We start from the raw sequence: 10416 nt of genomic DNA on the forward strand, positions 1-10416 counted from the left end.
CTCGATGATGCAGTGGATTGCCTCATGAACCGCCGGCACGCACCGCGAGCGGTCTCGACCATCCGTCAGAAGGAGACATCTGATGATCAAACTGTGCGGCTTTGCGCTGTCCAACTACTACAACAAAGTGAAGTTCGTGCTGCTCGAATACGGCATCCCGTTCGAGGAGGTTCCGGTGATGACGAGTCAGGAGGAAGCACTGCTCGCGCGTTCGCCGCTTGGCAAGGTGCCGTTCATTCAAACCGAACAGGGCAATCTCTGCGAATCGCAGGCGATCGTCGAGTATCTGCACGCGCGTTTTCCCGACAAGGGCATTTTCCCGGCCGATCCGTGGGAGGCCGCCAAACAGCGCGAACTGATCACGTTCGTCGACCTGCATCTCGAACTGGTGGCGCGTGATCTGTACAAGGAAGCGTTCTTCGGCGGCAAGCTGACCGACGCCACGAAAGGTCGCGCGGAAAAGCTGCTGACGCGTCACATCGCGGGCTTCAAACGGCTGGCGAAGTTCGGGCCGTTTCTGCGTGGCGAGAACTTCAGCGTGGCGGATGCGGCAGGCTTCGTGAGCTTGCCGCTCGTCGGCATTGCCACGCAGATCGTCTACGGGCGCGACTTTCTGCTCGAAGCAGGCGTGGACTGGAAGCGTTACGTGAAGGCCGTGGCCGAACGTCCGGCGGCACAGCGCGTCACGGCGGACCGCAAAGCCTATATGGCGGCAAGCGCGCCTCGGTAAGGTGGTCGCCTGGGCGGCGTAGGCTCGCGGCGCGCTCAAGCGCGCCGCTGCCTCAAACGATGGCGCAGAACGTGGAGCCGTTCGCGGCATCGCGGGGGTCATTCTAGAGACGCGCCAGGCGTTCGAGCGCGGTGGCCAAGGTGCTTTCCTGCTTGGCGAAGCAGAAGCGCACCACGCCTGATTCGTGCGGCTCGTGATAGAACGCGGACACCGGAATCGCCGCCACGCCAATCTCGCCCGTCAACCATTGCGCGAACTCGGCTTCGGGCAGATCGCTGATGGCCGAATAATCGACGCACTGGAAGTACGTGCCGGTGCAGGGCAGTAACTTGAAGCGCGAATGGGCGAGGCCGGCGCGGAAGAAGTCGCGCTTCTTCTGATAGAACGCGGGCAGGTCCAGATAGGGGCTCGGGTCGCGCATGTATTCGGCGAGCCCGATTTGCATGGGCGTATTCACCGTGAACACGTTGAACTGGTGCACCTTGCGGAATTCGGCGGTGAGCGTGGCGGGCGCGGCCACGTAGCCGACCTTCCAGCCGGTCACGTGATAGGTCTTGCCGAAACTCGACACCACGAAGCTGCGCTGGGCGAGCTCCGGATAGCGCGCAACGCTTTCGTGCGGCGCGCCGTCGTAGACCATGTGCTCGTACACCTCGTCCGACACGATCAGCAGGTTGGTGCCGCGCACGATTTCCTCGAGCTTGCGCATGTCTTGCGCGCGCCAGACGGTACCGGTCGGATTGTGCGGTGTGTTGATGAGCAGCAGGCGCGTCTTCGGCGTGATGGCGGCGGCGAGCTTGTCGAACGGAATGGCGTAGTCCGGTGCCTCGAGCGTGACGAACACCGGCTTGCCGCCGGCCAGTTCGATGGACGGCAGGTAGCTGTCGTAGGTCGGCTCGACCACGATGACTTCGTCGCCCGGGTGCACCGCGCAGAGGATGGCGGTCAGCAGCGCCTGGGTGGCGCCGGCGGTGACCGTGATCTCGGTGTTCGGGTCGTAGCGGCGGCCATACAGCCTGGCGATCTTGTCGGAGATGGCTTGGCGCAACGGTGCGACACCGGCCATGGGCGGGTACTGGTTATGGCCGTCGCGCATCGCGTTGGCCACCGCGTCGACAATCCGCGGATCGCAATGGAAGTCCGGAAAGCCTTGCCCGAGGTTCACGGCCCCTTTTTCCGCGGCGAGCGCGCTCATCACGGTGAAGATGGTGGTCCCGACGTTCGGCAGGCGGGACGGAAACGACGGAATCACGGGCGTGTCGTGCGGTGCATTCATGGCGCGGTCTGGAGCGTGGACGGAGTTCTAGGGGACGGGCTGAAGTTCGATTGTAGGGAATTGAGGCGGCGGGTGGGTATCAGGCATGCACCCGGCACGCATCAAGCCGGAATCAGGCAGGCGCCGGCTCGTCGGCCAATAACGCGCAGGCGGTCACGAACGGCGCCGGCTGGGCGATCTGAAAGCCGAAATCGCGGGCGATACGGCGCGCCAGTTTCAACACGGCGCGATCCTTCGATACCAGCCAGTCGGCACCTGCCGCGTGCGCGAGTTCGAGGAACTTCTGATCGTCGCGGTCCTTGCACTTCGGCAGTGGACGGGCGACTTCCGCGCCGGCTGCCGTGGTTGCGGACCCGGGTTCGACAAGTTGCGACAGTCTGGCCACGAGGGCGAGTGCCGCTGCCTTATCAATCTCGCGGCGAGCGAATTGCGGGTAATCGAGCACGTAGGTCAATTCAGCCAGACAGCGCGTGTCGATCAAGGCCTCCAGCGCGCCGCTTTCAAGCGCGGCGCGGATCGGGCGCGTGTGCGGATCGTCGAACACGAGGATGTCGATCCAGACATTGGAATCGAGGACGACGCGCAGTGCGGGTGCGGCAGGGGTGGCGGGCATTCGTTACAATCTGGCTTTCGTCATTAACGCCAGGCACGGCGTGCCTGCAAGCCTCTATGATAATCGTTCTGTCGCCGGCGAAATCGCTCGACTACGAGACCCCTCCGCACGTCAAAAAACACACGATCCCCGATTTTGTCGACGACGCCGCTGAATTGATCGGCGGATTACGCCGTCTCTCGCCGCAGCAGATCGCCACGCTGATGAGCATTTCCGATCCGCTCGCGCAACTGAACTTCCAGCGCTACGCCGAGTGGTCGCCGCAGTTCGACACGAAGAATGCGAAGCAAGCGGTGCTCGCGTTCAACGGCGACGTCTACGAAGGGTTCGACGCGAAGACCTTGTCGTCGGCGGATCTGGACTTCGCGCAACAGCACGTGCGCGTGCTCTCCGGGCTGTATGGGCTGCTGCGCCCGCTCGACCTGCTGCAGCCTTACCGGCTCGAGATGAAGACGCCCTTTGCCAACGCACGCGGCAAGGATCTGTACGCGTTCTGGGGGGAGCGCATCACCCAGGCGCTGAACGCGCAACTGAAGAAGAACGCGAGCGCGGCGCGCGTGCTGGTCAATTGCGCGTCGGGCGAATACTTCAAGTCGGTGAAGCCCAGATTGCTGGACGCGCCGGTGATCACGCCGGTCTTCGAAGACTGGAAGGGCGGCCGCTATAAGATCATCAGCTTCCACGCAAAACGCGCGCGCGGCCTGATGGCGCGCTACGCGGTGGAGAACCGCCTCGCGGCACCGGAGCAACTGAAGGCGTTCGACGCCGAAGGTTACGCGTTCGACGCGCAAGCATCGAACGATGCTGCGTACGTGTTCCGCCGCCGCGTGGCCGAGTAAGACGGCACGAGACGCGGCACAAGCCGCACTCGAGCGCCTGCAACTGGAAAAGTGCAACCAGCCGGATGGACCGGCCCCGGGAAAACATCATGACAATATCGATCACGAGCAACTTCGACGCCGGTGCGATCGAAGTTCTGTCCTCCGAGCAGGCCGATAACATTCGCCTGCGCGTGCGGCGCGACAGCCACGCCGAGTTCGCGCAATGGTTCTACTTTCGCTTGTCCGGCGTGCAGGGCGAGCGTTGCGTGATGACGTTCGAGAATGCCGCGGAATGCGCCTTTGCCGAAGGCTGGCGCGACTACCAGGCCGTGGCGAGCTACGACCGCGTGAACTGGTTCCGCGTGCCGACTTCGTATGATGGCCGCGTGCTGACCATCGATCACACGCCGGATTTCGAGCGCATCTACTACGCGTATTTCGAGCCGTACAGCGAGGAGCGCCACTCGGAATTTCTTGGCGCCGTGCAGCAGATGCCGCACGCGACGCTGACCGAACTCGGCCGGACGGTCGAAGGCCGGCCGATGTCGCTGCTCACGCTGGGCGCGCCGCAAACCGGCGACACGCCGAAGAAGAAAATCTGGATCATCGCGCGTCAGCACCCGGGCGAGACCATGGCGGAATGGTTTGTCGAAGGCATGGTCAAGCGCCTCGCCGGCTGGGGCGATTGGGCGGGCGATCCGGTTGCGCGCAAGCTTTACGATCACGCGGTGTTCTATATCGTGCCGAACATGAATCCGGATGGCAGTGTGCATGGCAACCTGCGTACCAATGCGAGCGGCGCCAACCTGAATCGCGAATGGATGGAACCGGACGCCGCGCGCAGCCCTGAAGTGCTGGCGGTGCGTAATGCCATCCATGCAACCGGTTGCGATCTGTTCTTCGACATTCACGGCGACGAGGCATTGCCGTATGTGTTCGTGGCCGGTTCCGAGATGTTGCCCGGCTTCACGGAGCGGCAGGGGCAGGAGCAGAAGGCCTTCATTGAAGCGTTCAAACACGCCAGTCCCGACTTTCAGGACAAGTATGGTTACGCGGCGAGCAAGTATCGCGAAGATGCACTGAAGCTTGCGTCGAAGTACATCGGCAATGAGTTCGGTTGTCTGTCGCTGACGCTGGAAATGCCATTCAAGGACAACGCGAACCTGCCTGACGAACGCGTGGGCTGGAACGGCGAGCGCAGCGCGTCACTGGGCGCCGCGATGCTGCAGGCTATTTTGCGGCATGTTGAGACCTTCGCCTGACGCTGTTTGTATTCGGCGCTCCCGGAGATTCGTAGCAACAAAAAAAGCGAGACTCACGTGATGAGCGTATGTCTCGCTTTCTTCCATTGAGTGCCGCCGCTCGCGCGATTACGCGAGCAACCTGACGCTAGGCGTTGCTGGTTTTTCTTGCGCTGGCTTTCTTGCCGCTTGTCTTGCTCGTGACCGCTTTGCTCGACTTGGAGCCCTTCGTGCTTTTACCGGAGGACTTCTTCGTCGACGACTTGCCGCCGCCGTGTTTGCCCTTGCCGCTTTTGTGCTTGCCGGACGAGCTTTCGCTGCGCGGTCTGGCTGCTGGCGGCACCGGATCGTTCCAGCTGAACGCGAGCATCTGGGTGCCGACATAACCGCAGCGGAATTTGAGCTGGGCTGGATCGCCGCCACCGCTCTGACTCACGCCAAGACCCTCCACTGTAACGATGCTGTCCACCTTGACGCGTTGCTTGCCTTCGTCGAACGAATCGTTCCATGGCGTGACCGACGAATGCGCGCTATCGAAGGAACTAGGCGGGAATTCGACGTGATCGAAAACGGTTGAGGTGCTGGCGACAAAATTGCCATGCGCTGCGCAGTCCGCGACCAACGGATCGGCGTGCATGTCATTGACGAATTTAGTGACGAGTTCGTTGTGCTGTTCGAGTTGATCGGCGAATACGGGAGCGGCGTACATGAGCGAGACACTCGTTGCACATGCCGCTAACCGGCCGACCAACCGCAGCAATCGGCGCGGTACGTTGGGGCGATCCATCTAGTTCGGTAGACGCTATTAAGACATCAGGCACGTAAGATGCCCGACGACTGGGAGGAGTTCAATCGTGACACAAATATTTTGGCCTGTCGTAGTGCGCGGTCTCGATACATGCATGCGTGATGGCGGCCGATTGCCGCGGCAACGACGTCTTATGACAGGTATCGACACTCACCGTTGCGCGAACAACAACGCTTCTGATGCACGCTTTGTGCACCTCAGATGCGTGGACCGCCCAGCCGATAGCGACGCACATCGTACGTCGTCACCCACGCCGGCCGGTATACCGCAATCAAGGCTGTGGACATGCCAGTGAACCAGGCTTCGCCGGTTGCGAGCAGAAAGATACTGAACGCGTAGCCGACCGGCACGACCGTCATTGAGCCGCCAGCGATGGCGATATGAGTGCCCAACGCGGCAGCGGCGGTGAGTGCAACCGCGATAGCCGGGGATACGAAGCCCTGACCGAAGATGAACATGAAGAGATTGCGCGGCAGCCAGGCAATGCTGGCTCGCTGCAACAGCGCTGAGATACCGACAGGCAAGGCACCGTAAATGAGGAAGGTGAGCGCGATGCCTTGCCAGGGCGCGTCGAAGACGACCGCTGCAAGGCCGGTGACCGCGGCCATGGCAACGAGCGCGAGTGCCCAATCGAATAGCGTGACGACGAGCGTTGCACCGAGCAGATGCATGACGGTGCCATCATCGAGCCATGCATTGCTGGCCCACAGCACGGATACGGCAACAATGATGGCCAGCCAGACATGTTGCAGCGTGGCATCCTGCAGGCGCTTGAAAGGGTTTTTCCACAGCGCGAGCGCGAGCAATACCGCGGTGGCGATCCAGCCACCGACAGCGACCCATAGCGGAAGCGGTGTGTAGAGGAAACCCATAAATCTCATATTACTCGTTGGACGGAAAAAGGTGTGAGCGGATTCCATGCCAGCGGACAGGAAGCGCCGCCAGCAAGTGTATCAACGTGCGTGTCCCGAGCTACGGCTAGTCCGCATCAGGTCGAGTCGCCGGAGCCGGGATCACCGAACGCAACGGTGGGTTCGGCTGCCATGGGAAGCGTTTCCGCAGTGTCGCTGGCGGGCAACGGATACTTGAACGACGCGCGGGTGCGGCGCCGCAGAGGTACGGCGCCGGGCTCGCCCATCACCGGCCGCTGCTTGCTTTCGTGGTCGCTGCGCAGGACTTCGAGCTGCGCCGAAAGCCAGCCGTTATAGAGCGCCACCGCCGCCGCCCGATTTGGCGCACCGAGTTGCTGGAAGATGCTGGCCAGATGGATCTTGACGGTACCCTCGCTGATACCTAGCGTGCGGGCGATCATCTTGTTGGTGCTGCCCATGTGGACGCAACGCATGATCTGCTCCTGGCGCGGCGACAGACCGCTTGCAAGCCGGGGCCGGCGGGGCGGCGGCCCGGCGGTCTCGGGCGGCTGGGGAGCCGGCTCGGGCAACGGTGGCGGCGGCGGGAGGGCAAGTGCTCCCGCTGGAACATAGTGACCGCCAAGCAGCACGATTTCGAGCGCACGCACGATCAGCCGTGAGTCAGTGCCCCGCAGAACGACGCCGAGCACACCCCGGTCGAGCAAATTGCGCACGCATTTGGGCGAAGTGTCGTCGGTCAGCACGACAATGCGTAGCAGCGGGTGTTCTACCAGCAGCCGGCTGACGTCGACGGCCGACATCCAGTCTTGCCAGTCGATCAGCAGCAGATCAGGCGTTTGCCGACGCATGGCGCGGTCGATCTGACGCCAATCCTGTGCCTCGTTAAAGCGCGCCTGCCGGTCGATTTGTCGCAACAGTGTCTTGAGCCCGTCGCGTCGTTCGGCGTCCGAGTTGAGAAGCGAGAATCGCATGCCATGTCTCCAGATGAATCGGTCGTAGGGGCGCGATGCTCGCAGGCCGCATTGAGCCGGCCATATCGCGATGCGCCACTGGCGTAATGATGACAAATTCCTGCCGTTTTGACGGCCTGGCCGGAAGGCATAGGATGAGTGCCATAAAAAAGCCCCGCTCGATGGCGGGGCGGGTATCGCGCTGACTGCGGGGGAGAGTCAGTGAAAATGCGGCTGCGCGGGCTCGGCGTCTTCCGGCATTTCGGCGTGGACAATCTCGCCGAGCGGGTCCGCATAGAGCGGCACGCCGCAGTCGTCGCAGTATTCCGGCTCGAAGCGACCCGCGTGACGGCGAATATCCGTTACGCCGGTTTCCTTCAGCAGCGCGACGATTTCTTCGAGCGGGCCGTTGGAGGCGGGCGTTTCCTGCGGCTCTTCGTCAATGCCGGCTTCGCCGTTTTCGCGGCCATACAGCGGCCAGACGACGCCGTAGATCACGTCGTTACTGCCGCGGCGCGTAAAGCCGACGCGATATTCGTCGATCCGGCGTTCGCCGAAGCCCGCGACCACGGCCCGCAGGTCCGCCGGCGCGGCGCTGATCGTGTCGAACAGGTAGCGAACCGCGGTGCGTACGGTGTGCGGGCGCACCCGCTCGTCGGCGTCGCGGCAGGCCGAATAGTAGGCGTCGGGCAGCAGGCATTCGAATTCGCAGCCGGGCAACGCCAGCGAAAGATTGGCGCCGCCTTGTGTAGCCCACTGCTCGAGACATTGGCCGCGCTCGATGCGGTTGCCGTGCTCCTCTTCCTGCCAGCGAAACACCGGTTCGCCGACCGGCGCCGCAACGACGGCCAGCAGAAAGCGCGGGTCGGCCAGAATGGGCGAAGTCTCCGGCAGTTCGCCAAAATTGATTTTCGCGCTGCCGGCGCCGAGCGCGGCTTGCGTCAGTTGCTGGGCGATGCGCCAGGTTTCGACGTGATGACGCGGCAACTGGTCGATGCTGTACAGAAAAGGCGCCATGGCCACGCGCGTTCCCGCAGCGAGGACGTGGGCCTGCAGATGAGCGCGCAGCGCGTCGGCGGCGTCACTCTTGAGCGGGCCGGACGGGATCGCGTAGCGGGTCCAGGCGAGCACGGGCGCCGCGATCAGCAGCGATTCATACGGAACGCCCTCATGTTCGACAATGAAGGACTCGCTGTGCGTTTCGGCCATGTCGGCCAGCGCGCCGTAGGCATCCGGATGATTCTGCTGCAGGTGGTCGAGCGCGGCGTCCAGCGTGGTCTGATTGGCGTTGCGGACGATCTTGGCCAGCAGCGCATCGAGCTTCGCTTCCCAGAAGCGGTCTTCGGTGCGGCTGCCCGACGCGAATAGCGCGAGCGAAAGGCCGACAAGCTTGTCGGCATCGGGGGGGAGACGTTTGGCGATTCGCGAGCGCATAAATCCAGAAATGGGGTGCACAGAACCGTATATTCTAGTCTTTTCTGCGCCACCCCATCATTTGCACACGGTGCCTGTTGGGTAAGGTACTTTGCGACAGCGCGTCAGCCCATGTGCAAGGGCTTGCAGCCAGTTTCCGCGTAGAGGTCAGATAGTTCAGACAAGGTGGGTTTTGCCACGCGAGTCGCTTCTATACTGATAGCTTTCAGCGGCGTACGCAGCGAGCGTGCGCGCCTGCGCTATTGCGGTCTGGCGCAACAAAGGGGATTCATTGTGAAATCGGACCAACTCATCGAGCGGCTCGCCGCCGTGTTCGCGCTGATCGTGCTGGTAGGCGGTTCGCTGCTGGTGCTGGCGCCGTTCACGACGGCGCTGCTGTGGGGCGCGATTCTCAGCTATAGCTCATGGGGCTTGTACCGTAAGCTGACGGCCGTGGTCGGTGGCCGGCGCAAGTTGGCCGCCACCTTGATCGTCATCATCATTCTGGTGGTGGTGCTTGGCCCATTCGTGTATGCAGGATTCGCTTTCGCCGCCCACGCGCACGACATTACGCTGCTGGTGCAAAGGCTCTTCGACGCCGGTTTGCCTGATCTGCCGCCTTGGGTTTCGGGCCTGCCGCTTGTCGGTCCCAATATTGAGGCGTTCTGGGCGCATCTGACGAGCGGCAATTCCGAGCTGATTGCGCAATTGCGCGCACTTGCCGCGCCCGCCGGCAAATGGATTCTGGCGGCGGCTATTGCGGTCTCGCATGGATTGGGATTGCTGGCGCTGAGTATCGTGCTCGCGTTCTTCTTCTATACGGGAGGCGAGGGCGCGGCCGCGTGGCTGAACGCCGGCATGCGCCGCATTACGGGCGACCGGGCCGATTACCTGCTGGCGCTGGCAGGCAGCACGATAAGAGGCGTGGTCTACGGCATTCTCGGTACGGCACTCGTGCAAGGCGTGCTTGCCGGGTTCGGCTGCTGGATCTCCGGCGTTCCGGCGCCCGCGCTGCTGGGACTGGCTACTTTCTTTTTGTCGGTGATTCCGGGTGGGCCGGTTATTGTCTGGCTGCCGGCGGCCATCTGGCTTTATCACGGCGGCTCGACCGGTTGGGCAATTTTCCTGGTGATCTGGGGTGTGCTCGTGGTCGGCATGTCGGATAACGTCATCAAACCTATTCTGATTGGCAAGAGCAGTGACATGCCGCTGATCCTGGTGATGCTCGGCATCCTCGGTGGGGCGTTTGCATTCGGATTCCTTGGTGTATTTATTGGCCCTACGCTACTGGCGGTTGCCTACACCGTATTGCATGACTGGACGATCGGATCATCCGCTGCTCGCGCGATGACGCCTGATGTCGGGCCTGCTCCAATCGACGAGGCGCGACGCGTTGAAAAGGCGCCTTGAAAATAAATCCTGGAAGGGCCTTGCAAGTGCTGGAAGGGCTCGCTAGAATCTCGGTCTTTCGCGCTTCGGGTACGAAGTGCGGGAGGCGGGAGAGCCAGCAGTGGCAAGGCTTTCGGCGGGGTGGGCGGGTTCAGGAAGTTAAAAAAACCTGTTGACGACGTCGCGAAAGTTCTTCATAATCTCGTTTCTCTGCTGCTGATGCAGCGACGCAGAACGAAGCGGTGCCGGGTGGTTGTGAAGGTGATGCAACGCGGTGCGGTTTCGGTGGTGAATGCGTAATCG

The 10416-nt window shown here is 62.4% G+C and carries 10 protein-coding genes; 4 read left to right on the top strand and 6 right to left on the bottom strand.

The genetic code is table 11. The annotated features are described in order from the left end of the window. The first annotated feature begins 82 nt into the window (after positions 1–82). On the top strand, positions 83–730 hold the full coding sequence (locus VGH41_RS01365; RefSeq protein ID WP_331595505.1) for a glutathione S-transferase: 648 nt from the start codon (positions 83–85) through the stop codon (positions 728–730). 103 nt (positions 731–833) lie between these two features. Here the strand turns inward: VGH41_RS01365 and VGH41_RS01370 are convergent, their stop codons facing one another. Together VGH41_RS01370 and VGH41_RS01375 are read right to left on the bottom strand one after the other, a co-directional pair. Then, on the bottom strand, positions 834–2006 hold the full coding sequence (locus VGH41_RS01370) for a pyridoxal phosphate-dependent aminotransferase (RefSeq protein ID WP_331595506.1): 1173 nt from the start codon (positions 2004–2006) through the stop codon (positions 834–836). 112 nt (positions 2007–2118) lie between these two features. Next, on the bottom strand, positions 2119–2619 hold the full coding sequence (locus VGH41_RS01375; protein ID WP_331595507.1) for a putative toxin-antitoxin system toxin component, PIN family: 501 nt from the start codon (positions 2617–2619) through the stop codon (positions 2119–2121). A gap of 56 nt (positions 2620–2675) precedes the next feature. On the opposite strand from VGH41_RS01375, the gene yaaA reads away from it, so the two are divergent. Both yaaA and VGH41_RS01385 read left to right on the top strand, forming a co-directional pair. Beyond that, the gene (gene yaaA, locus VGH41_RS01380) at positions 2676–3458 is read left to right on the top strand and encodes a peroxide stress protein YaaA (RefSeq protein ID WP_331595508.1); all 783 of its coding nucleotides are present in this window, start codon (positions 2676–2678) and stop codon (positions 3456–3458) included. An 89-nt stretch (positions 3459–3547) separates the two neighbouring features. After that, complete coding sequence (locus VGH41_RS01385) at positions 3548–4702, top strand: M14 family metallopeptidase (protein ID WP_331595509.1); 1155 nt, start codon at positions 3548–3550, stop codon at positions 4700–4702. A gap of 127 nt (positions 4703–4829) precedes the next feature. On the opposite strand, the gene VGH41_RS01390 is transcribed toward VGH41_RS01385, so the two are convergent. The 4 genes from VGH41_RS01390 to VGH41_RS01405 all read right to left on the bottom strand — a co-directional run bounded on the left by VGH41_RS01390 (position 4830) and on the right by VGH41_RS01405 (position 8745). After that, on the bottom strand, positions 4830–5468 hold the full coding sequence (locus VGH41_RS01390; protein WP_331595510.1) for a BspC domain-containing protein: 639 nt from the start codon (positions 5466–5468) through the stop codon (positions 4830–4832). 218 nt (positions 5469–5686) lie between these two features. Continuing rightward, entirely contained in the window at positions 5687–6361 is a 675-nt protein-coding gene (locus VGH41_RS01395; protein WP_331595514.1) for an energy-coupling factor ABC transporter permease, read from the bottom strand. Positions 6362–6477: 116 nt separating this feature from the next. Continuing rightward, positions 6478–7332 (bottom strand): response regulator transcription factor, encoded by an 855-nt coding sequence (locus VGH41_RS01400; protein WP_331595511.1) that lies wholly within the window; start codon positions 7330–7332, stop codon positions 6478–6480. A 198-nt stretch (positions 7333–7530) separates the two neighbouring features. Continuing rightward, positions 7531–8745 (bottom strand): DUF2863 family protein, encoded by a 1215-nt coding sequence (locus VGH41_RS01405; RefSeq protein ID WP_331595512.1) that lies wholly within the window; start codon positions 8743–8745, stop codon positions 7531–7533. Between the two features lie 273 nt (positions 8746–9018). Here VGH41_RS01405 and VGH41_RS01410 point away from each other — a divergent pair, with 273 nt between their 5' ends. Next, entirely contained in the window at positions 9019–10134 is a 1116-nt protein-coding gene (locus VGH41_RS01410; RefSeq protein WP_331595513.1) for an AI-2E family transporter, read from the top strand. The last annotated feature ends 282 nt before the right edge of the window (positions 10135–10416 follow it).

Origin of the sequence: Paraburkholderia sp. (assembly GCF_036488795.1) — a bacterium.
In the GTDB taxonomy this organism is placed as follows: Bacteria; Pseudomonadota; Gammaproteobacteria; order Burkholderiales; family Burkholderiaceae; genus Paraburkholderia.